The following is a 21065-nucleotide window of genomic DNA, read 5'->3' as shown; positions in this document are numbered from 1 at the left end:
GAAATGACTGCCCCGGTTCGCATAGCCATCGACGCCATGGGCGGCGATCACGGCCCTGAGGTCGTGATCCCGGGCGTTGCCATCGCCCAGAGCCGGCACCCGGACATGCGACTCATCCTGTTCGGGAACGAGGCGCGGGTGAAGGCGGTTCTGGCGCGCTATCCGGCGCTCGCGGCGGTGGCCCAGGTGGTCCACACCGAGGTGGTGGTGGGCATGGACGACAAGCCGAGCCAGGCCCTGCGGGCCGGCCGCTATCGCTCGTCCATGTGGCGCGCCATTGATGCGGTGAAGACCGGGGACGCGGATGCCGCCGTCTCGGCCGGCAACACCGGCGCCCTCATGGCCATGGCCAAGGTCAACCTGCGCACCATGCCCGGCATTGGCCGGCCTGCCATCGCGGCCATCTGGCCGACGCTGAAGGGCGAGAGCATCGTGCTCGACATGGGCGCCTCCATCGGCGCCACCGCCCAGAGCCTGGTGGAAATGGCCATCATGGGCTCGGCCATGGCGCGCACCGTGCTCAACATCGCCCGGCCGACCGTGGGCCTGCTCAACGTGGGCGTCGAGGAGATCAAGGGCGTCGAGGAAGTCAAGGAAGCTGGCCGGATCCTCAAGGAGGACACCCAGCCGGACATGGCCTATCACGGCTTCGTCGAAGGCAACGACATCGGCGCCGGCACGGTGGACGTGGTGGTCACCGAGGGCTTCTCGGGCAACATCGCGCTGAAGACCGCCGAGGGCACGGCCAAGCAATTGGCCTCCTATCTGCGCTCGGCCATGAGCCGCACCTGGCGCGCTCGCATCGGTTATCTGCTGGCCCGCGATGCCTTCCGGGCCCTGCGCGAGAAGATGGACCCCCGCCGCTCCAATGGCGGCGTGTTCCTGGGATTGAACGGCGTCGTCATCAAGAGCCACGGTGGCACCGATGCGGAAGGCTTCGCCGCCGCGGTGGATGTGGGCTACGACATGATCCGCCACCAATTGCTGACCCGGATCGAAACGAGCCTGCTTAGCCGCCGCCCGCCCGCATCGGGCGCGGTGTGTGTCGAGACGGCCGAAACGGAAGAACAATCGTGACCTTGAAGACTTCCTTGGTGCAGGGCGTCGGTTCCTACTTGCCCGAGACGGTCCTGACCAATGCGGATCTGGCGCAGCGGGTGGACACGTCTGACGAGTGGATCGTCCAGCGCACGGGCATCCGCCAGCGTTACGTGGCCGCCGAGGGGGAATACACGTCCGACCTCGCCCGCAAGGCGGCCGAGCGTGCCATGGCCGATGCCGGCGTGACCGCCGCCGATATCGATCTGGTGATCCTGGCCACCTCCACGCCGGACCAGACCTTTCCCGCCACCGCCGCCACGGTGCAGGCCCAGCTCGGCATCCTCAACGGCGCCGCCTTCGACCTTCAGGCGGTGTGCTCCGGCTTCGTGTTCGCGCTCGCCACCGCCGATGCGCATCTGCGCACCGGTGCCTTCCGCCGCGCGCTGGTGATCGGCGCCGAGACCTTCTCGCGCATTCTGGACTGGGAAGACCGCGGCACTTGCGTCCTATTCGGCGATGGCGCCGGCGCGGTGGTCCTGGAAGCGGTGGACGCGGACAAGAGCGAGGGCAGGGGGATCCTGACCTCCCACCTGCGCTGTGACGGCCGTCATCGGTCCAAGCTCTATGTGGACGGCGGTCCTTCCACCACCGGGACCGTGGGTCATCTGCGCATGGAAGGCCGTGAGGTCTTCAAGCATGCGGTGGGCATGATTACCGACGTGATCGTAGACGCCTTCGCCGCCACCGGCGAGAGCGCGGAGAGCATCGACTGGTTCGTGCCCCATCAGGCCAATCGACGCATCATTGACGCCAGCGCCCAGAAGCTCGGCATTGCCCCTGAAAAGGTGGTGACGACGGTTGATCGGCATGGTAATACCTCTGCGGCATCCATTCCGCTGGCGCTGGACACCGCCTGCAAGGATGGACGCATCCAAAGGGGCGATCTCGTCCTTCTGGAGGCGATGGGCGGGGGCTTCACCTGGGGCTCGGTGCTGGTACGCTGGTGAAAAGGCGTGGTAAATGCGCCATTAAGCCCGTTGACCGCGCTTGCAGAAAGTCGATAGGGTCGTTCCAACATAACTCTCTTGGGGCCGGGGAGACACATGGCTGGTCGGACCGTCACGCGTGCTGATCTTTGCGAGGCCGTGTACCAGCAGGTTGGGTTGTCCCGAACCGAGTCTGCGGCACTCGTGGAGTCCGTCCTCAAGGAGATCGCCGACTGCCTTGCGCGCGGCGAGACGGTAAAACTGTCATCCTTCGGCTCCTTTGTCGTCCGCTCCAAGGGGCAGCGGATCGGCCGCAACCCGAAGACCGGCGAGGAAGTGCCCATCGAGCCGCGCCGGGTCATGGTCTTCAAGCCGTCCAGTATCTTGAAGAATCGCATAAACGGGCGCACATCGGACGATAAGGACATCGACTGATCGGGAACGGGCGCGACGTGCCGGACGCAAGGACAGCCGACAAATCGCCTGACGCCTTCCGCACCATCAGCGAAGTGGCGGAGGAGCTTGGCCTTCCCCAGCACGTGCTGCGCTTCTGGGAAACCAAGTTCACCCAGATCCGTCCGGTCAAGCGGGCCGGCGGCCGCCGTTTCTACCGCCCCGACGATATCGTTCTGCTGCGCGGCATCCAGCATCTGCTGTATGGCGAAGGTTACACCATTAAAGGTGTGCAGAAGATTCTGAAAGACCAGGGCGTTCGCCACGTCCAGGGCATCGGGGTCGAGGCCGACGGCGCGCCCATTCATTCATCTGAGCCCGAGGATTCTGCGCCCCGCAAGCCGCGCGGCAGCATGGTGGGCGGTCTCCTGGGCCTTATCCCCGGCCGCAAGGCCCCGGCCCCGCAGCCGGATTACGATCCCCTGGAAGAGCCGCCGCTCCCGTTCATGGAGGACGGCTTTCGCGCCGCGCCCCGAAGGGAGCCGGGCCTTGAAGCCTCTCGGGCGGAGGATCGCTCCCCGTCCCGGACCGGCCCCGGCCATGGGGCGCCCTATGGCGCGGAGGAGGGCGAGGAGACCTATTATCGGGCGCACGAGGCCTATGACCCACCTGCACCCCCGGCGCCCAGGGACGGCGGGGCAGGGGCGCGCATGGCGCATCGCGCGGCTCCCGTTTCGGCGGCGCCCCGCGTCGAACCCCGGTTCGAGCCGGACCCGCCCGAACAGTTTCGCTTTACCCGGCCCCAGGACGAGGCCCCGTATGGCCACGCCGAGTATGGCCATGCTGAGTATGGCCATACCGACCTCCCCGACATGGGGGAGGATGCAACCTATGACGAGCCGGACTTCACGCCCCTTCCGCCGGCGCCGACCGCGCCCCCGCTTCGCGAGACCAGCATCCCCACTCCCCGCCGCCCCAGTCGCGGGCCCGCCGCCCGCATCCCCGAGGCCCCGCCCGCTCCGGAGTTGGAGGACCCGCTCCTGCCCTTCTTCGACGACGAGCCACTGGCGCCTCCCGCCGAGCAGATTTCCGAGCCCCTGGAGGCGCGGATCCGGCGCATGAAGGAGCGCGAGGAACCGGTCTTCGCGCCGCCGCCCCCGGTAAGCCCGTCCTATCCCGCCGAATATCCGGTGCATGAGCCCCGCCAGGGCGAAGGCTGGGGAGGGGCGGAGGCCGCGCGCCCGGTGCATCGGGGGCCGCTGCGGGCGCCGCCGGAAGAGGTGCAGGACGACCGCATGGCGGAGTATGAGGAAACCCGCGACACCTACGCGCCCGATGGCACGCGCGTTTCGCGGGCAGATCCGCGCCGGGGGCCGCCCGAGCAGTATCTGCCGCCGCATCTGCGTTCCGATCCCCGCCTTTCCGCGGCGGGGGCGGTGCCGGTGCTCTCCCGGGAGGATGTGACGCGGCTTCAGGGCGCTCTGCACGAACTGGGGGAATGCCGCCGGCTGCTCGACCAGGTTCTGGACCCGGAGACAACGCGCCGCTCTTGACGCCACCATGTACGCTCTATCGGCGACTGGGAGGGGGCGTCCAGCTGCCGCTCTCGCGGCTGAAAAGAGAGGGGCGACCGAAACAGGGGTTCCGGTCGCCCTCTGGAAGATGGACCGCCCCACAGGAGGGGAGACGGTCGGGGAGGTCAGGGACGGAGGGGCCGGCGGGAGGGGAGTAAAGGCCCCTTGACCGGCAGGCTCACCCGGCGCTGGACGATCGAAGGATCAATCGGGGCGGGCATCCGCCGAAGCGGTCCGCTGCGCCTTGCTGTCCTTCTGCGAGGTCGCTGCCCCGCCGAAGAAATTGAAGGCGGGCGCTTCGTCCCGCACCACGGCAACCTTGACCTTGGTCAGGCCGTGGCCGGTGAAGCCCAGTTCACTCGCCGCGGCACGCGTCACGTCGATGATGCGGCCTCGGACGAAGGGACCTCGGTCATTGATGCGAACGACGACCGACTTCCCGTTTTTCAGATTGGTGACACGGACCTTTGTGTTGAATGGCAGGGAACGGTGGGCTGCAGTCAGGGCACCCGAATTGAACCGCTCTCCGCTCGCGGTGGCCCGCCCTTCCGAGTAGTAAGACGCGATTCCCGTTTGTTCGGAATCGGCCTTGGCAGGGTGGGCAACGGCGCTCACGGCAATGGCGAACGATCCGAGCAAAAACCCCTTCCGTAACTCCATACCCTCGACCTCCGTGTTGTTGCAGGAGATCGTCGAATGGCCGTCCAATGCGGCAGCATTGTCACGCGGGTGAAGCAAAATAATGGCATATTGTTCGTTTGACCCGAAGTGAAGCCATTCTTCTGGGCTTACGATAGGTCTGTTGCCGCAATATCACACGATAAGTTAACGGGGGTCGCGATTACATTTTAGGAAGCTTATTTTTTCTTTGCTTATACTTCTCATGACGAATTTTGTACTCGCGTGGTCAGCAATTCGCCCCCGCGCTCAAGAACGGGATAAGCAGTGCCAGAGACCAGGTGCGCATTGATTCGCTTCAGGTCCCGAACCACGTCAAGCTGCATGCCCATGGCTTCGGCCGTGTCGGTGTGCCCGGCCCGCAAACGCGCCAGATGCTCTTGATTTGCCTTGCTTTCCAGGTCCCGGAAGATGGTCTTTTCCGCGGCCAACAAACGGGCCGCGCGGGGGTCGTCGGTCACGAACAAGGCGGCAGCCGTGCGCAGGTTGCCGGTTAACCGATCGAAGACCTGGGTGAGATCGCTGCGGGCTTCGGCGGAAAAGGCAAGGCCGCGCTTCAGCCGCTTGGAGGCGAGGGTGAGCAGGCTGGTGTCAATCACATCGCCCGCCTGTTCCATATTGGTGACGAAAGCCAGGATCTCCTCCACCCGGCGCTGGTCGGCGTCGCTCAGGGTCTCCGGGTCCAGCGAGACCAGATAGGTGCGGATGGCGCTCGTCAAATTGTCCAGCACGTCATCCAGTCGCCGTGCCTCCTCCAGGCGGCTGCCATTGTCCTTTTCCAAGGCCAGGCGGGCGCACTGGATCATGGTTTCCAGAATGTCGGCCAGCCGTAGGGCCTCGCGCGCCGCATTGCCCAGGGCCACCACCGGCGTCTCGATTGCCGCCGGGTTGAGATAGAGCGGCTGGGAGGGGTCCGCTTCCGCGCCCTTGTTGGGGAACAATTGCTTCAGGAGCCGCGCGAACGGCTTCAGGAAGGGCAGGAAGGCCACCGCCAGCACCAGATTGAACAAGGTGTGGAAATCGGCCACGCCACGGGCGGTGTCCGCCTGATAGATCACGAACGCCCGCGATATGGGATCAAGCAACGCCAGGACCAGGGCGACGCCCACGAGGCGATTGATCAGATTGCCCATGGGCATGCGCCGCGACGAAGGGTCGAGGCCGCTGGAGGCCTCCAGGACCGGATTGAGCGCGCTGCCCAGATTGGCCCCGAGCACCATGGCGAAGGCCGCCTCGGGCGGCACCACGCCCTTGGAGGCCAGCGACATGGCCAGGAGCACGATGGCCACCGACGAATGCGCCACCCAGGTGAGCAGGGCCGCCGCCAGCATGGCCACGAAGGGCTGGGTGGAGATGGCGCCCATCAGCAGCCGCAGGCTCGGCGCATCCTCATAGGGGGTGATGAGTTCGATGAGTCGATGCAGAGACATCAGCATCAAGCCGAGGCCCACCAGGACCTTGCCCACGTCGCGCGGTGTGCCCGACGCGGCGCGACGATAGAGCACCACGCCGGCCAGGATGAGCGCCGGAGCCACCGCCGCCACGTCGAAGGAGAGCACCTGCACCACCAGGGTCGTGCCCACATTGGCGCCCAGCATGACGGCCAGGGCGGGAACGAGGTCCACCATGCCGGTGGCCGCAAATCCCGCCACCATCAGGCCGGTGGCGGTGCTGCTCTGGAGGATGGCGGTCACTCCGAGCCCGGCCATGAAGGCGTGGACGCGGGTCTTCAGCGCTCCCGCGAGCACGGTGCGCAGGCGCGGACCAAAGGCACGCATGACGCCGCTCTGCACCATGTGGGTGCCCCACAGGAGCAGCGCGATGCAGCCGGCCAGATCGAGGAGGGTGACGGGAAAAGGCATGGCCTCGCTCGGTGCTCCGCGTGAGCAGGGACAATTGCATGCGCCGCAGCAAGGTCAAGCCGCGAAGGCGGGGCGACGGCTCCAGCGGGTGGCGGTTGTGCACAGGTGATTGGGACGAAGTGGGCCGAGGGGCTTGTCGTGTCCCCGATCATGGTCTAATACCCGCCTCCACGTCGGAGCGTAGCGCAGCCCGGTTAGCGCACTAGTCTGGGGGACTAGGGGTCGGAGGTTCAAATCCTCTCGCTCCGACCATTCAAATCTTCTCTGCAGAGATACGAGCTGAAGAGCAACGAAGCGCCGCAAGGCGCTTTTCGTGTTTCTGGGGGAGGGCGATGCCCCATTTATCCCCGAGACTGTTCGCAGCGACTGGTTTGTCTTCGGGCTGAGTCACCCTAGAGTGGCGTCCGGCAGGGGGGCAGGCGGGAGACCCGGCGGCGGGTATCGGCTGGGTCCGCTCGGTGATCGCGCCTGCGAACGCCAGGCAGGTTGGGAACCGCAAAAAAAAGGACCCCGGCCGCCGGCAGCGCGTCGTCCCGCGCGGGGACCGCCGGCTTGACCTAGAGGTGAGCGAGCGCAGGCATGACGTTGGATTTTACGATTCTCGGCTGCGGGTCCTCGGGCGGTGTGCCGCGGGTAGGGCAGGGATGGGGGGCATGCGACCCCACCAATCCGCGTAATCGCCGGCGCCGCTGCTCCCTCCTGGTTCGCCGCCGCGGCGCAGGGGGCGTCACCACGGTCCTGGTCGACACTTCGCCGGACCTGCGCGAGCAATTGTTGGATGCGGGCGTGACCCAGCTCGACGGCGTGCTCTTCACCCACGAGCACGCGGACCACACCCACGGCATCGACGACCTGCGCCCGCTGGCCATCATGCATCGCCGCCGCCTCGACGTGTATGTGGACGAGGAAACCTCGAAGGCCTTGCACCACAGGTTTGGCTATTGCTTCGAGACGCCGCCCGGCGGGGTCTACCCGCCCATTCTCGCCGAACACCGGTTTCACGAAGGACGGCCCATCCAGGTGGATGGGGCAGGGGGACCGATCACCGCCCTGCCGTTCCGCCAGCGGCACGGCGAAATCGATTCCTTCGGGTTCCGCTTCGGGGACGTCGCCTATTCCAGCGATGTGAACGCCTTTCCCGACAACAGCCTGCCGCATCTCGCCGGCCTTGATGTGTGGATCATCGATGCCCTGCGCGAGCAGCCCCACCCCAGCCACTTCACCTTGGGCGAGGCGCTGGACCACGTGGCGCGGTTGAAGCCGCGGCGTGCCATCCTGACCAATCTCCATACCGATCTGGATTACACGGCCGTCGCCACAGCGGTGCCCGGCCACGTGGAGCCGGCCTACGACATGATGACCTTCTCGTCGCCGGCTCCCTGAGGGGCCGGGAGAGAATCCGGCAACGGCTGCGGCCGCACGGCCTGCACCGTGCAGGACCTGCCCATCCGCCCGACGTCACAAGCCGGGCAGCCCCGGACGCCGCCGCCCGGCAAGACCTGTAGCACCGCCGCTCACGGAGCGCGCGGGGCACTCTGGGAAGCTGTGTCCAATTGGCGACGAACCGCCTCCCGGCGACAGCCTGAGAGCCGGCGGGGGCAGGGCCATCTGCCACGACCGATAGGACAGGGCAGCGGCCTCACTCCTCACGTTGCTGGGCTTTCCGTATCGAAGATGCGCAGAAGAGATATTATGGAACACATTTCTCCACCTCCTCCAGAGGGGATGGGGGGCATTTCGATGTGGCCGCAGCTCTGGCCGCCACCTGCCGCCAAGCCGCCCCTCGCGGCGGCCGGAACATTCGTGCGAGGCTCCGTTTGGTGGCAACGACACGCGCTTGCGGCCAGGATGGCTCTGGCGCGCCAAAGGAGCGGACGCGCTGGCGTCCAGGCCGGTTATGCGCTTCGTCGCCGGACGGCTTCCAGGGCGCCTGGCGCGCCGTCGGGCGGGTCTGCGGGCGGCTGAAGCACGGGCGCGGACGGGGGTGAGATTTTTGCGGTTTTCAGGCCCGGCGTCGGGCGCATATGCGGCCACGGGGGTGCGTTTGCGCGTGAGGCGCAAAAAAAGGCTCCCGTCCATGAGACGGGAGCCTGAGGGCTAAGGGGCGGGCGATAGCGCCCTGCCCGGCTTACTCCGCAGCGGTCAACGCGGAGGTCGCATTCTTGTCGCCGGTGGGACGGCCGACGCTTTCATAGATGAAGCCGGCCTTTTCCATTTCGTCCGGGCGATAGATGTTGCGCAGGTCGATGATGATCGGGTGGTTCAAGGTGGACTTCAGAATGTCCAGGTCGAGGGCGCGGAACGCATCCCATTCGGTGACGATGACCAGGCAGTCGGCGCCATCCGCGATTTCGTAGGGACCGGTGCCATACTCAACGCCCGCGGGGAGCACCTTGCGGGCCTCGTCCATGCCTTCCGGGTCGTAGGCGCGTACCTTCATGCCCCGGTCCATCAGCGCATTGATGATGGAGATGGCCGGGCTGTCGCGCATGTCATCCGTGTTGGGCTTGAAGGTCAGGCCCAGGATGGCGGCGGTCTTGCCGCGCACGTCGCCACCCAGAGCGGACACCACCTTCCGGCTCATGGCCATTTTGCGGACTTCATTGACGGTCACCACCGTCTCGATGATCCGCAGCGGGGTACCGGCCTGCTGCGCGGTGCGGGTAAGCGCCAGCGTGTCCTTCGGGAAGCACGAGCCGCCATAGCCGGGGCCCGCATGCAGGAACTTGGAGCCGATTCGATTGTCGAGGCCGATGCCGCGCGCCACTTCCTGGACATTGGCGCCCACCTGCTCGCAAAGGTCAGCCATTTCGTTGATGAAGGTGATCTTCATCGCCAGGAAGGCATTGCCGGCATACTTGATGAGCTCGGAGGTGCGGCGGCTGGTGAAGAGGATCGGCAGATTGTTCAGCGACAGCGGGCGATAGAGGCCGGCCATCACTTCCTTCGCCCGAGGCTCCTCGGTGCCCACCACCACGCGGTCGGGGCGCTTGAAGTCCTCGATGGCGGCACCTTCGCGCAGGAATTCGGGGTTGGAGACCACCGAGATATCAGCGTCCGGCCGCGTCTCGCGGATGATGCGCTCCACTTCGTCGCCGGTCCCGACGGGCACGGTCGACTTGGTGACGACCACCGTATAGCCCTCGGCCACGCTCGCGATCTCGCGGGCGGCGGCATAGACATAGGACAGGTCCGCATGGCCGTCGCCGCGGCGCGACGGGGTGCCGACGGCGATAAAGACCGCGTCGGCTTCCTTCACCGCCTCGGTCAGGTCGATGGCGAACTTGAGGCGGCCGGCGGCCACATTGCGGTGCACAAGCTCATCAAGGCCGGGCTCGAAAATCGGGATCTTGCCCTCTTCGAGCATGGCGATCTTGCGGGCATCCTTGTCGATGCAGGTAACATGGTGGCCGAAATCGGCAAAGCACGCGCCGGAAACCAGTCCCACGTACCCCGTCCCAATCATCGCAACGCGCATGGTAGATCCATCGTCCTTGATCGCTGTCAGGTGTGGGACACCTTATACTCGTTTTGGTCGCCTGGGCACCAACGTCTTGATGCAGTGCAAGATGAAAATATCTGGCCGAAGATTTCAGGCCGTCAACGGACCCGCATGACCTGGCGTTCCATTCCCCTGCGGCAGACGTGGGTGTCAGAACCCTTCAATCCGCCCTTTGGGGAAGAGGGGCAGACCGGCGACTATGAAGGCCACGGCCCTCGCCTGCCGCGCGACCTGCTGGTTCAACCGTCCGGCGGCATCGCGGAAGCGGCGTGCGAGCGCGTTGTCGGGAACGATGCCCAGCCCCACTTCATTGGCCACCACCACGGTCGGGGCCGCTCTGGCCGCGAGAGCGCGCAGCAGGCCCCTCCCCTGATGTTCCAGATCATGATCTGCCAGCAAGTGATTGGAAAGCCACAAGGTCAGGCAATCGACGAGCGCCGGCTGGCCGACGGGGAGGCGATCCAGCGCGCCGGCGAGGTCGAGGGGGGCATCATAGGTCGTCCAGGCGTCCGAACGGTCCGCGCGGTGCCGGGCGATGCGCTCTTCCATCTCGGCGTCATAGGCCTCGGCGGTGGCCAGGAAGGCGTAGGGGCCGGGCAGGCGCTCGATCAGGCCTTGGGCAAAGGCGCTCTTGCCCGACCGGGCTCCGCCCAGCACGAAGATCAGATGCGGGTTCTCGCGCTCCGTCATGCGTCCCTCACGTCTTGAACATTCACCTTAGGGACGGGAACGGCGTCCCACGTCCACAAAAAAGGCAGGCGGCCCAAAGACATGGGCGCGAGGACTCGCGCGTGGTCGCAAGCGGCGCGCCGCTCGTTTCCGCAGGACCCGCCCGGGGTCAGCTGCGGGCCTTCGCCACCAGGGCAGAGGTGGAGCGTCCCGCCACCAGATCCGCCAGCACCAGCCGTCCGCCCGCGGCGATCACGTCCTTGGCGCCAACCACATCCTCCGGGCGATAATCCGCGCCTTTCACCAGGACATCGGGCATCAAGGCGAGGATGGTCTCCAGGGGGGTGTCCTCCTCGAAGACCACCACCAGGTCGACGCACCGCATGGCGCCCATGACCCGAGCCCGTGCGGCCTCGTCCTGGACGGGGCGGGTGGGCCCCTTCAGGCGCTGCACCGACGCATCGGAATTCAGCCCCACCACCAGGCGGTCGCCCTCCCGTGCCGCCGCCTCGAGCAGCGCCACATGGCCGGGGTGCAAAAGGTCGAAGCAGCCATTGGTAAAGACGACGCTGGCCCCGCTCGCCTTCCAGCGCGCGACGATTTCCCTGGCCTCGGCGCGGGTCACGCAGGCGCCGGGCGTCACGGCGGTTTCCAGGGATTGCTCCAGCGCCTGCGCCAACTCGGCGCGGGTCACGACAGCCGTGCCGAGCTTGGCCACCGCAAGGGCGGCGGCGGCGTTGGCGATGCGCACCGCCACCTCCAGCGGCTGGCCGCAGGCCAGCGACATGCCCAGCGCCGCCAGCACCGTATCGCCGGCGCCGGAGACATCGAACACCTCCCGCGCCTGGGCGGGAATGTGGAGCACGGTGCCCGACCGGCGCCACAGCGTCATGCCCTTTTCCGCGCGGGTCACCAGCACGTCGCCGCCAAATTGCGCCGCCGCCGCCGCTGCGGCCTGCGCCGCCTGGGCATCGGTGTCGTCAGCAAGGCCGGTCGCTTCGCTTAATTCGCGCCGATTGGGCGTGACGAGATGGGCGCCGCGATAGGCCTCGAAGGTCCGGCGCTTCGGATCGACGATCACCGGAACGCCGCGCGCCTGCGCCGCCGCCATGGCGGCTGCAATCACCGTATCGCTCAAGACGCCCTTGGCATAGTCGGAGAGGATCACCACGGCGGCCTTCGCAATGGCCGCCTCCGCCGCCGCGATCAGGGTGGCCACCACGCTCGCATCGGGGGTGCGGGTGTCCTCGGCGTCGATGCGCACGATCTGCTGGCGGCCACTCATCACGCGGGTCTTGGTGATGGTGGGACGGGCGGCATCGGCGACGAGGCCGGACAGATCGATGGTCGGATGACGGGCGAGGGCGGTGCGCAGGTCCCCTGCCCGGCTGTCCGCGCCCACGAGGCCCACCAGATGCACCGGCGCGCCCAAGGCCGCCGCGTTCGCCGCCACATTGGCGGCCCCGCCAGGCACGATGCGCTCGACGCCGTGCACCAGCACCGGCACGGGAGCCTCCGGCGAGATGCGGGAGACCGAGCCGGAAATATAATGGTCCACCATGACATCGCCGATGATGGCGACGGGTCCCGGCGGGTTTTGCGTCAGCATGAGCGAGCCTTCAGATGGATCGCGCCGTCAGGCGTTGCGGCCGCGCAGATATTCGGTGACATAGCGCCGGACCCCTTCCTCCAGCGAGGTGAAGGGCCGATCGTAGCCGGCGGCACGCAGCTTGGTCATGTCCGCCTCCGTAAAATACTGGTAGGCGTTCCGAATGCTCTCCGGCATGTCCACATAGTCAATGCGCGCCGTCTGGCCCACGGCTGAGAACACCGCCCGCGCCAAGTCGGCGAAGCTGCGCGCGGCGCCCGTGCCAACATTGAAGATGCCGGAGACGGAGGGCGTCTCGAACAGCCAGCGCACCACGTCCACGCAGTCGCCCACATAGACGAAGTCGCGCAGCTGCCCGCCATCCTCATATTGGGGCACATGGGACTTGAAGAGCGTCACCGCCCCGCCGTCCCGCGCGGTGGGATAGATCTTGTTGATGACCGAGCGCATGTCGCCCTTATGATCCTCGCGGGGACCATAGACATTGAAGAAGCGCAGGCCCGCCCATTGGGGCGGCGTCGGCCGGCCCGCTTCTGCATCCGCCACGAAGCGGCGGTCCGCCATCAGCTTGCTCCAGCCATAGGCGTTGAGCGGGGCCTGGGCGGCGAGGGCGGCCGGGCTCTGGTCGTCGGTGAAGCCGCCCGCGCCGTCGCCATAAGTGGCGGCGGAGGAGGCATAGATGAAGCGCAGGCCCTTGCGCGCGCACATGTCCCACAGATCCAGCGTCGGACGGATATTGCGGGCGACGATGCGGTCCCCGTCCCGCTCGGTGGTGGCGGAGATGGCGCCCATATGGACCACAAGGGCCACCCGGCCCGCTTCCCGCTCCAGAAAGTCCAGCGTGGCCTCGGGGCGGATCACGTCATCCAGCAGGATGTCGGCGATGTTGCGCCATTTGGGGCCGTCCTCCAGCCAGTCCGCCACCACCACGCGCCAGCCTTCGCCGGCGAAGGCGCGGGCGATGTTGGCGCCGATGAACCCCGCCCCGCCGGTGACGAGGACGGTGTCGCGGACGAGGGGACGGGACATGAGGTGGCTCCCGGAAACGAAGGCGGACCCTGTGCCACGCGGCGGCTAGGCTTGTCCAGAGCGGGAGGGATGCGGCGCGCTGCGGTCCGCGTGGCCGAGCCGCAGCACATTGAGCGCCCGCCAGGCATCCTGGGCCGTGTGGTCGGCCAGGCAGGGCGGGCCTTCCACCGTTTCCGGCGCGATGCGGCAGCGCGCCTTCTCACACGGGGCGCAGGATCGGAAGGAGCGCAATTCCAGGACTTTGGGGCCGTAAAGTCCGGTCAGGCGCGTGTCGGTCGGACCATAAAGCCCCACGGTGGGCAGGCCGAGCGCCGCCGACATATGGCCGAGGCCCGAATCCACGCTCACCACCCCCGCCGCGCCGGCAAGCACGGGCACCAGCTGGTCGAGGGAGCCGGGCGGCACGATCTGGACGGTGGATAGGCCCTCGGCGATGGCGGCGGCACGGCGGCTCTCCGCCTCGCCCTGGGCGAAGAGCCGGCAATCAAACCCGGCCTTGTCCGCGAAGACGGCCAGGGCGCGCCAGTGGGCGACCGTCCAGGTCTTGGTGGGCCAGGTGGTGCCGTGGAGCAGCATCACATAGGGACGCGGGGCGGCCAAAGGGGGCACTGCGAGGCCAGCATCAATGGGCAGGCCATCAAGATCATAGGACAGGGCGGCGGCGAACAGGCGGCGGATGCGCAGCGCCATGTGCTCCACCTCGGGAATCCCATAGGTCCGGTCATAGAGCAGGCTGGCGATGCCCTCCCGGGCGCTGGCGCGGTCGAACCCGTGGCGCGGACCGCGCGCCCGGCGGGCCACCAGCACGCTCTTCACCAGCCCCTGGGCATCGATGACCGCGTCATAGGGCTCGTCCGAAAGGGCGGCGCCAAGGCGCGCCCACTCACCGGTCTTCCACGCCGTAAGGGGCGCCTTGCGCAGGCGGCGGAGCGGCACGGGAATGGCGCGGCGCACGGCCGGGTGCAGCTTGACCAGGGGGACGAACGCCTCTTCCACTGCCCAGTCCACCACCAGGTCGGGGATGCGGCGGCGGGCATCGGTGAGCGCCGGGAAGGTGTGCACCACGTCCCCGAGGGAGGACAGCTTCACCACCAGGATTTTCATCGGCCTCAGCCCTGCACGCGCTCGGCGGCGGCCATGACCTCGGCCGGCGTGATGGCCTCGAAACAGGCCAGCGTACCGAGGGGGCATTCGCGCTTGAAGCAGGGCCGGCACGGCAGATCATGGGAGACCACCAGCGCCTTGGGGGCGGTGGGGGGCGTCATCTTCTCGGAGCTGGAGCCGTAGAGCACCACCAGCGGGCGGTCGAGGGCACCAGCCACATGCATGAGCCCGGAATCGTTGGAGACCACCACATCGGCGCCGGCCAAGAGCGCGGCGACCTCGATCAGGCTCGTGCGGCCCACCAGATTGTCCACCGGCACGTTCGCGACGCGGGCAATCTCGTCCGCGATGGCCGCATCCTTGGGGCCGCCGAACAGGCGCACCCGATAGCCGGCCGCGACTGCGGTGGCGGCAAGCCGGCCGAACTTTTCCGCCGGCCAGCGCTTGGCCGGGCCATATTCGGCGCCGGGACAAAGCGCCAGGATCGGTCCCTGCCCTGCCAGGGGAAACCGCCCCTCCGCCGCCTCGCGGGCCCCATCGGGCAGCATGAGGCGGGGCCGCGGCGCGGTCATCTGGTCGCCACGGGGGGCGCCAAGGGCCACGAAACGGTCAATGGTGCGCGCGGTCTTGCGGGCGCTGTCGTCCCGCGCCTCGGTCAAAAGCAGGCTGCGCCCTTCGGCGGCATAGCCGATGCGCTCGGGAATGCGGGCGGCAAAGGGCACGATGGCGGCCTTGAAGGCCCGCGGCAGGATGATGGCGGTGCCATAACCCTCGCCGCGCAGCGCCTTTCCGGCGCGCCAGCGGGCCATGAGGCCCAGCTCCCCATGGCCAAGGCCCAGAGGAATGGTGCGGCGCACGCCCCGGATGAGGCGGGCGATGGGTAGGGCCGCGGGCGGGGCGATGACATCGATGGGGCGCCCGGGCTCGCGGGTCCGCAGGCTCTCGATCAGGCTCGCGGCCATCACCATGTCGCCAACCCAGGACGGGCCGACGAGCAGGATGGGCGATACGGAACCGAATGCGCGCATGGGGATCTTGACCCGAATTCCCGGAGGCCGCCGCGGCGCGACGCCACCCCCTTCAGGCCCCTTCCTCGCCCTCTTGGCAAGGGGACGGCCCGCCGTCAAGGCACGCCCGCGGCCCGGCCGGGCCAGCCATGCGCGAATGATGGAGCATGAAGGACGAGAGGAGTAAGGCAGGGGCGGCGGTTGACGCGGCCGGCGGCGGAGCATCCGGGGGCCGGACGCGGCACGGCAACCTCAACGGAAGGCGGCCCCCAAACGAAGAAGGGCACCGGCCTGCGCCAGTGCCCTTCAGAAAACAGCGCCGAGAAGCGAAGGCGTCAGGCAGCCTTGTTGAAGGTCTTTTCCACGGTGGCCTTGATCGGCTCGGAGCTTTCCGTGGCGATCTTCTGGGCCAGGGTGGAGAGTTCCTTGGCCTGGGCCTGGAGGCTCTCATACTGGGTGCGCAGGTGCGTGGTGGACAGCTCAACCGCTTCGGCGGTGGACTTGGCACCCAGCACGGAGGCAAAGAAGTCGAACGCCGAATTCACATTCGTGCGCAGGATCTCGAGCGACTTCACATTATATTCCGCCACGCCCTTGGTGGCGCTGGAATACGTGCCCTCGAGGGCCTCGGTGGTCTGCTCGGCGGCGGACTTGAACTTTTCGTAATTGCCGCGGGCGGCGACCACGCTCTTTTCCGCGAAATCACGGAAGGGCGCGGGAACCTCGAACTTGCTGAAGGCGCCGCTGGCGGCCGCAAGCTGATCCTGGAACGCTTTGGTGAATTCGTTCATGGCTTCCTCGGTGCGGTAACAAACCCTGACTGCGATCCGCATGTCCGAACTCGCCGGCGGGACGCATCCCGGGCGAGCGGAACCCGATCGACAACCTCTATGGCATCATATCGCACCAAGTGTGCGGCACAAAATGATTTTTGCGTCGCACAATCGTTTTGATCGCACCTGCGGCAAAAGATGCCGCGCGCGGCCGCACTCAGTAGGTCTGGTCGGACCCGGACGGCGGCGTGGTGGCCTTTTCGGCCGCGTCCTTGGCGGTCTTGAAGGCGGCGGCCTGGAACTCCTCGGCGGCGCTCTTGGCCTGCTGGGCCGCGGCGGTGCCGAGCGCCTGAACCCGTTCGGCCAGCGCACGGGCATGCTCGTCGAGGGTGCGGGCGGTGGATTCGCCCAGCGAGCGGGCGTCATTGCCCAGCGAGGCGGCCTGGGTGGCCACCGCTTCAACCTGCTTCTTCAGGAATTCGGCCTGGAGGGTGAATACCTCCTGCGGGCTCTTGGCCTGGACGAGCTTGCCCAGGAAATCGAAGGAGGCGGTGACATTGGCCTCCACAAGGCCGAGCGTCTTCTGGCGCAGTTCCTTCACGCCGGTGCGCACTTCTTCCAGACGGCCCTCCGATTCTCCCACCGCCGTGCGCGCGGTGTCGAACAGCGTGTCGAAGGCCTGGCGGGCCTGGGCCACATTCTTTTCGGCAAGGGCCCGCAACTCGGGCGGCAGTTCGAGGTCGGGACCGAATTTCGCAGTCATCGTCGTCACTCCTCGGGCATTGGGGCAGCCAGCGGGGAAGGGCCACTCCGGCGCAATTTTAGTCATGCCACACGGGGCGCTCGCAATGAGAAAGATTGCATCGGCGCTCGCCACATTTGCCGCGATGTTAAGAAATGGCTGTCACAACCTGAAGCTGGGATGCTGAAAAGCTCCCGTCGCGCAAGGGGAAATGGCTTGAGGGGCACGGAACGTGCAATAGACGAGGTGATGAACGATCCTTCCGCCCGCACGCTGCCGCTGAACGATCCGGTGTTTGCCCCCCTGCGCCGGGAGGATTTGCCGTCCTTCGTGGCCGCTTTTCCCGCTGCCGAAGTGGTGGCGGCAACCCTTGCTGCTGCTCGGCTGGGGCTCCCGCCCGGCGCCCCCCTGCCCGAGGCGGCGGAGGATGTGGCGCGCCGTATCGCCGCACTGGACGCTGAGGCGGCTACCGAGGCGCGGATTCTCCTCCCCTTTGCGGCGCAGCCGCAGCTATTCTCATGTCGCGCGATTCTCACACCGGCCGGCCAGTTCGTGATGTTTGCAGATCCTCGCAGCCTGAGTTCCTCTGCGGCCGCCGATGGCGGTGCCGCGGCGTCCTCACGGCTGGATGCAGGAGGCCCGTCCGCCCGTCCGGTGCGCTTCACCTGGGAGGTGGATGCGGCGGGGCGTTTGACGCAGCTTTCGGAGGCCTTTGCCACCTCCCTGCCCGCCGAGGGATGGCTCGGCCGTCCTCTGCTCGATGTCCTGGCGGACTTGGGCTTTTCCGGCGGTGAGGGGCTCGCTTCCGCCCTCGCTGCCGTCGGCAGTTTCTCGGGCATTGCCCTGGAGGGCGAGCGCGGGCGGATCGTCATGGGCGGTGTGACCCGCCCTGCCCCGCCGGGGCACGGCTTGGCCACGCAGGGCAACTTGGGTGCGCAAGGCTGCGTGGGCGCGCGCGGCTTCGGCCAGATCTGGCTCCAGGCCACCGTCGCGCCAGCCGGGGCGCCAAGGGCGGCGGAGGCACCCAGCAGCCCGCCGCAGGTCGACCGCCCAGCGCCCATTCCGGCCCAAGGGGGCGGGACGGACGTCCCCCATTCCGGCAATGTGGTGCCGCTGCGCGGGGGGACTCTTACCCCACGGGAGCGCACGGCGTTTCATGAGATCGCCCGCACTCTGCACGACGCCATCGATTCCTGGCAGAAGCCCGGAGAGGATGCGGCGCCCGCCGAGACGGAGGATGCCGACCGATCCGACCGCGAGGGCGCATTCCCCCCCCATTCTCCCGAGGCCGAAGCCGAGGATGGGGTGCTGGATCGGCTGCCGCTCGGGGTCATGGTCCAGCAGCATGGGGAATTGGTTCGGGTCAACCGCACCTTGCTGTCCTGGTGCGGCGATGGGGATATGGAGGCCTTCCTTGCCGCGGGCGGCCTCCCTGCCCGCCTGTCCCGCCCCGATTCCCTCAAGCCCCTGTCGCTGCGGATGGAAAGCGGGGCGGAGGTACCTGTGGAAGTGCGGGTGGTGTCCGCCACCTGGGGCGGACGCCCGGCCTTGGTGCATGTGGTGCGCCGGCTCGACGAGGCCGCGGGCCCGGGCGGCGAGGCGGCGGCCGGCCTTTCCGCCCTTCAGAAAACCCTGGACCTCATCCCCGTCGGCGTCGTGCTCCTCGATCGCGCCGGGGCCATTGAAGAGAGCAACGAAACCCTGGTGCGCTATTCCGGGTTTGCGCGGGGCGACCTGCGGGGCGAGCCGTTCACGGCCCTGTTCGCGCCCCACAGCAAGAGTCGCGCGGTGCTTCTGCTCGATGAAGCCGCCCTTCAGGCGGCCCCAGGGCCGTCCACCACGTTGCTCACGGTGCGCGGACGCAAGGGGGCGGACGTGGAAATGGTCGGCAGCCTTGCCCGGGTGGAGAGCGATGCCCAGCGCTTCTGCCTGGTGCTCCGACCTGCGGACGAGAGCGAGAGCGCCCGTGCCGCCGCCGTTCGCGCCGCCGGAGGGCCGCGCGCTGACGCCCTGGACATGCCGCAGGCCCGTGCCGCCGTGGATGCCTTGGCGCGCCGCATGTCCCATGCCGTCCGCACGCCCTTGACGTCCATCCTCGGCTTTGTGGATGCGGTGCGCTCCGCCACCTTCGGCCCGGTGGGCAATGCCCGCTATGCCAAGCATGCGGAAGCCGCCCAGATGGCCGGGCAGAATCTGCTCGCGCTGCTGGAGGACGTGGAACACCTCTTCCCACCCGCGCCGGCCACCGAACCCGACCGGGTGGACCTTTCGCTCACGGTTGCGTCGGCCATCGGCCACCTGGACGACATGGTCAAGCGTCGCCGCATCCTGGTGCGGCGGGACATGCAGGAGACCATGGCCGGCCGCGTCCGTCCGGCTGCGGCGGAACATGTGGTGCGCCTGCTCCTGGAAGAGGCGCTGCGTGCCACCCCGGTCGGCGGACAGGTGGTGGTGTCCCTCCGCCAGGAGGAGGACCAGGTGGTGCTGCGGGTGCGGGACGAGGGCCCTGCCCTCTCGGAGGTGGAGATCGCCCAGGCGCTCGACGCCCTTGCCACTGCGCCCGTCAGCGACCGGTTTTCCGCCGCCGGCCGTCCGTTCCGCTTCGCACGGCTGTCCGCCTTGGTGCGCGCGGAAGGGGGAAGCCTTGCCCTTCGGCGCGGCGTGGGCGGGGGCCTGTTGGCGGAACTCAGCTTTCCCGCCTGATTCACCCACCGCTGAGCCGCCGCGCGCCGAGCGTGAAAGCGGCCGGGCGTTGCCGCGCGCATTGGGGACGCCGTATGGGCGGGGACCGCGCCCTCCCCTCTACGTATTCCTACGAGGGGTCTAGAGTAGAACAATTAGAATGTAGCGGTTTCCGCCTCGAAATGCCTCCGTTTCATCCCCATGTGGCATGGCGTGCCATTGACGATGCGCCGCAGTTTCTGCGTAAATGATCGTCGAAGATGTTGTTTAGAAGACATCTAAACATCGGTGAGCCTGGACTGCGATGATCGTCTGTTCGTGCAACGTATTCTCCGACCATCAGGTCCGCGACGCGCTCGCGACCACGGAAGGCGTGCGTTCCCCCGGAGAGGTCTATCGCTGCCTGGGCTGCGCGCCCCAATGCGGGCGCTGCGCGCGCACCATTCGCGCCATCCTGGATCAGGTCCAGGGTTCCTGCGCCGCCTGCCCCGTGGAATGCCCCGCCGCCAATCTGTCCACCCGCATGCTCGCAGCCGAGTGAGGGGAAGCGCCGGCGGGAGACAGCTCATCGTCTTGCATTTACATTAGAATTGCTCTAACTCTGTTTCCAGACAAGCCGGGGGCCTTGAGGGTCCGTAAAAGGAGTCGGCGATCATGAAGGGTGATGCGAAGGTCATCGAATATCTCAATCGGGGCCTGCGTTCCGAGCTGACCGCGATCAACCAGTATTGGCTGCACTACCGCATGCTCGACAATTGGGGCTACAAGGCGCTCGCCAAGAAGTGGCGCGCCGAGTCCATTGAGGAGATGGTGCACGCCGACAAGTTCGTCGACCGCATCCTGTTCCTCGACGGTTTCCCCAACATGCAGGTTCTGGACCCGCTGCGCATCGGCCAGGACATCAAGGAAATCCTGGAAGCCGACCTCGCCGCCGAGGAAGGCGCCCGCGCCCTCTATCAGGAGGCCGCCGCCTATTGCCAGACGGTGAAGGACTTCCCCAGCCGCGACCTGTTCGAGGAGCTGATGACGGACGAGGAAGGTCACATCGACTTCCTCGAGACCCAGCTCGACCTGGTGGCCAAGCTCGGCGTGCAGCTTTATGCCCAGCACCACATTGGTGAGCTGGACGAGGATTGATCCCCGGGCGCTTGCCGCGCCTGTCAGAACAGCCGATCCCTTGAGCCCGGGCCGAAAGGCCCGGGCTTTTTCGTTGCCGCTGCCTTTCGGTTCTGCCTCGTCTCGATGGGACACCGTTGACGGGGCGGCGAGCCCCTGCCCCGCCAACGGAGGCGCCCAACCGGCCCGACGTGCGGTTCGCCATCCTGCCCCGCCAGCGGCGCGGGTTGCCGCCGCGATCAGGATACAGTGTTTTAGAGATGCTCTAAGATATTGAGCGTCTTCGCATTTTATTTGA

General features: G+C 67.4%; 17 protein-coding genes, 1 tRNA gene and 1 pseudogene. 9 read left to right on the top strand and 10 right to left on the bottom strand.

All coding sequences use genetic code 11. The features are described 5' to 3' along the window. Positions 1–3 precede the first annotated feature (3 nt). The 4 genes and pseudogenes from plsX to ACT54L_RS15260 form a co-directional block, all read left to right on the top strand. Complete coding sequence (gene plsX, locus ACT54L_RS15275) at positions 4–1077, top strand: phosphate acyltransferase PlsX (protein WP_476086487.1); 1074 nt, start codon at positions 4–6, stop codon at positions 1075–1077. After that, the gene (locus ACT54L_RS15270) at positions 1074–2048 is read left to right on the top strand and encodes a beta-ketoacyl-ACP synthase III (protein WP_476086486.1); all 975 of its coding nucleotides are present in this window, start codon (positions 1074–1076) and stop codon (positions 2046–2048) included. The genes plsX and ACT54L_RS15270 overlap by 4 nt, the downstream gene beginning before the upstream one ends. Before the next feature lie 96 nt (positions 2049–2144). Continuing rightward, positions 2145–2462 carry an integration host factor subunit alpha gene (locus ACT54L_RS15265; protein ID WP_476086485.1) on the top strand — a complete coding sequence of 106 codons (318 nt, stop codon included), beginning with the start codon at positions 2145–2147 and terminating at the stop codon, positions 2460–2462. Positions 2463–2479: 17 nt separating this feature from the next. Next, a pseudogene (locus ACT54L_RS15260) lies at positions 2480–2750 on the top strand (MerR family transcriptional regulator); the annotation flags it as partial. A gap of 1448 nt (positions 2751–4198) precedes the next feature. Here the strand turns inward: ACT54L_RS15260 and ACT54L_RS15255 are convergent. Both ACT54L_RS15255 and ACT54L_RS15250 read right to left on the bottom strand, forming a co-directional pair. Beyond that, positions 4199–4633 (bottom strand): septal ring lytic transglycosylase RlpA family protein, encoded by a 435-nt coding sequence (locus ACT54L_RS15255; protein WP_476086484.1) that lies wholly within the window; start codon positions 4631–4633, stop codon positions 4199–4201. Positions 4634–4875: 242 nt separating this feature from the next. Further along, on the bottom strand, positions 4876–6534 hold the full coding sequence (locus ACT54L_RS15250) for a Na/Pi cotransporter family protein (RefSeq protein WP_476086483.1): 1659 nt from the start codon (positions 6532–6534) through the stop codon (positions 4876–4878). 174 nt (positions 6535–6708) lie between these two features. Here ACT54L_RS15250 and ACT54L_RS15245 point away from each other — a divergent pair. Both ACT54L_RS15245 and ACT54L_RS15240 read left to right on the top strand, forming a co-directional pair. Continuing rightward, positions 6709–6786, top strand: a tRNA-Pro gene (locus tag ACT54L_RS15245). Positions 6787–7113: 327 nt separating this feature from the next. Further along, positions 7114–7917 carry an MBL fold metallo-hydrolase gene (locus tag ACT54L_RS15240; RefSeq protein ID WP_476086482.1) on the top strand — a complete coding sequence of 268 codons (804 nt, stop codon included), beginning with the start codon at positions 7114–7116 and terminating at the stop codon, positions 7915–7917. Positions 7918–8662: 745 nt separating this feature from the next. Here the strand turns inward: ACT54L_RS15240 and ACT54L_RS15235 are convergent. The 8 genes from ACT54L_RS15235 to ACT54L_RS15200 form a co-directional block, all read right to left on the bottom strand. Beyond that, complete coding sequence (locus tag ACT54L_RS15235; protein ID WP_476086481.1) at positions 8663–10012, bottom strand: UDP-glucose dehydrogenase family protein; 1350 nt, start codon at positions 10010–10012, stop codon at positions 8663–8665. A 174-nt stretch (positions 10013–10186) separates the two neighbouring features. Continuing rightward, positions 10187–10726, bottom strand: coding sequence for a bifunctional adenosylcobinamide kinase/adenosylcobinamide-phosphate guanylyltransferase (gene cobU, locus ACT54L_RS15230; RefSeq protein WP_476086480.1), 540 nt, complete (start codon positions 10724–10726; stop codon positions 10187–10189). Between the two features lie 148 nt (positions 10727–10874). Next, positions 10875–12314 (bottom strand): D-glycero-beta-D-manno-heptose-7-phosphate kinase, encoded by a 1440-nt coding sequence (rfaE1, locus tag ACT54L_RS15225; protein ID WP_476086479.1) that lies wholly within the window; start codon positions 12312–12314, stop codon positions 10875–10877. A gap of 27 nt (positions 12315–12341) precedes the next feature. Continuing rightward, a complete protein-coding gene (gene rfaD / locus ACT54L_RS15220; protein WP_476086478.1) occupies positions 12342–13343 on the bottom strand; it encodes an ADP-glyceromanno-heptose 6-epimerase in 1002 nt (333 codons plus the stop codon). Between the two features lie 45 nt (positions 13344–13388). Beyond that, positions 13389–14447 (bottom strand): lipopolysaccharide heptosyltransferase I, encoded by a 1059-nt coding sequence (gene waaC, locus ACT54L_RS15215; RefSeq protein WP_476086477.1) that lies wholly within the window; start codon positions 14445–14447, stop codon positions 13389–13391. Between the two features lie 5 nt (positions 14448–14452). Beyond that, the gene (gene waaF / locus ACT54L_RS15210; RefSeq protein WP_476086476.1) at positions 14453–15475 is read right to left on the bottom strand and encodes a lipopolysaccharide heptosyltransferase II; all 1023 of its coding nucleotides are present in this window, start codon (positions 15473–15475) and stop codon (positions 14453–14455) included. A gap of 314 nt (positions 15476–15789) precedes the next feature. Then, entirely contained in the window at positions 15790–16245 is a 456-nt protein-coding gene (locus ACT54L_RS15205; RefSeq protein WP_476086475.1) for a phasin, read from the bottom strand. A 199-nt stretch (positions 16246–16444) separates the two neighbouring features. Beyond that, entirely contained in the window at positions 16445–16990 is a 546-nt protein-coding gene (locus tag ACT54L_RS15200; RefSeq protein WP_476086474.1) for a phasin family protein, read from the bottom strand. Between the two features lie 228 nt (positions 16991–17218). Between ACT54L_RS15200 and ACT54L_RS15195 the strand changes: the two genes are divergently transcribed. The 3 genes from ACT54L_RS15195 to bfr all read left to right on the top strand — a co-directional run bounded on the left by ACT54L_RS15195 (position 17219) and on the right by bfr (position 20788). Further along, complete coding sequence (locus ACT54L_RS15195; protein ID WP_476086473.1) at positions 17219–19672, top strand: PAS domain-containing sensor histidine kinase; 2454 nt, start codon at positions 17219–17221, stop codon at positions 19670–19672. 283 nt (positions 19673–19955) lie between these two features. Beyond that, positions 19956–20192 (top strand): (2Fe-2S)-binding protein, encoded by a 237-nt coding sequence (locus ACT54L_RS15190; protein WP_476086472.1) that lies wholly within the window; start codon positions 19956–19958, stop codon positions 20190–20192. A gap of 113 nt (positions 20193–20305) precedes the next feature. After that, positions 20306–20788, top strand: a complete 483-nt coding sequence (gene bfr / locus ACT54L_RS15185) for a bacterioferritin (protein WP_476086471.1) — start codon at positions 20306–20308, stop codon at positions 20786–20788. The last annotated feature ends 277 nt before the right edge of the window (positions 20789–21065 follow it).

This window comes from Aquabacter sp. DMC10 (assembly GCF_056314145.1).
The sequence above is the reverse complement of the archived record's forward strand: the minus strand, read 5'-3'. Positions and strand labels throughout refer to the sequence as shown.

What these genes read in the sequence shown, in the direction of transcription:
- plsX (WP_476086487.1), top strand. Translation starts at nt 4, where the DNA reads ATGACTGCCCCGGTTCGCATAGCCATCGACGCCATGGGCGGCGATCAC.
- ACT54L_RS15265 (WP_476086485.1), top strand. Translation starts at nt 2,145, where the DNA reads ATGGCTGGTCGGACCGTCACGCGTGCTGATCTTTGCGAGGCCGTGTAC.
- ACT54L_RS15250 (WP_476086483.1), bottom strand. Translation starts at nt 6,534, where the DNA reads ATGCCTTTTCCCGTCACCCTCCTCGATCTGGCCGGCTGCATCGCGCTG.
- ACT54L_RS15240 (WP_476086482.1), top strand. Translation starts at nt 7,114, where the DNA reads ATGACGTTGGATTTTACGATTCTCGGCTGCGGGTCCTCGGGCGGTGTG.
- ACT54L_RS15235 (WP_476086481.1), bottom strand. Translation starts at nt 10,012, where the DNA reads ATGCGCGTTGCGATGATTGGGACGGGGTACGTGGGACTGGTTTCCGGC.
- cobU (WP_476086480.1), bottom strand. Translation starts at nt 10,726, where the DNA reads ATGACGGAGCGCGAGAACCCGCATCTGATCTTCGTGCTGGGCGGAGCC.
- rfaE1 (WP_476086479.1), bottom strand. Translation starts at nt 12,314, where the DNA reads ATGCTGACGCAAAACCCGCCGGGACCCGTCGCCATCATCGGCGATGTC.
- rfaD (WP_476086478.1), bottom strand. Translation starts at nt 13,343, where the DNA reads ATGTCCCGTCCCCTCGTCCGCGACACCGTCCTCGTCACCGGCGGGGCG.
- waaC (WP_476086477.1), bottom strand. Translation starts at nt 14,447, where the DNA reads ATGAAAATCCTGGTGGTGAAGCTGTCCTCCCTCGGGGACGTGGTGCAC.
- waaF (WP_476086476.1), bottom strand. Translation starts at nt 15,475, where the DNA reads ATGCGCGCATTCGGTTCCGTATCGCCCATCCTGCTCGTCGGCCCGTCC.
- ACT54L_RS15205 (WP_476086475.1), bottom strand. Translation starts at nt 16,245, where the DNA reads ATGAACGAATTCACCAAAGCGTTCCAGGATCAGCTTGCGGCCGCCAGC.
- ACT54L_RS15200 (WP_476086474.1), bottom strand. Translation starts at nt 16,990, where the DNA reads ATGACTGCGAAATTCGGTCCCGACCTCGAACTGCCGCCCGAGTTGCGG.
- ACT54L_RS15195 (WP_476086473.1), top strand. Translation starts at nt 17,219, where the DNA reads ATGAACGATCCTTCCGCCCGCACGCTGCCGCTGAACGATCCGGTGTTT.
- ACT54L_RS15190 (WP_476086472.1), top strand. Translation starts at nt 19,956, where the DNA reads ATGATCGTCTGTTCGTGCAACGTATTCTCCGACCATCAGGTCCGCGAC.
- bfr (WP_476086471.1), top strand. Translation starts at nt 20,306, where the DNA reads ATGAAGGGTGATGCGAAGGTCATCGAATATCTCAATCGGGGCCTGCGT.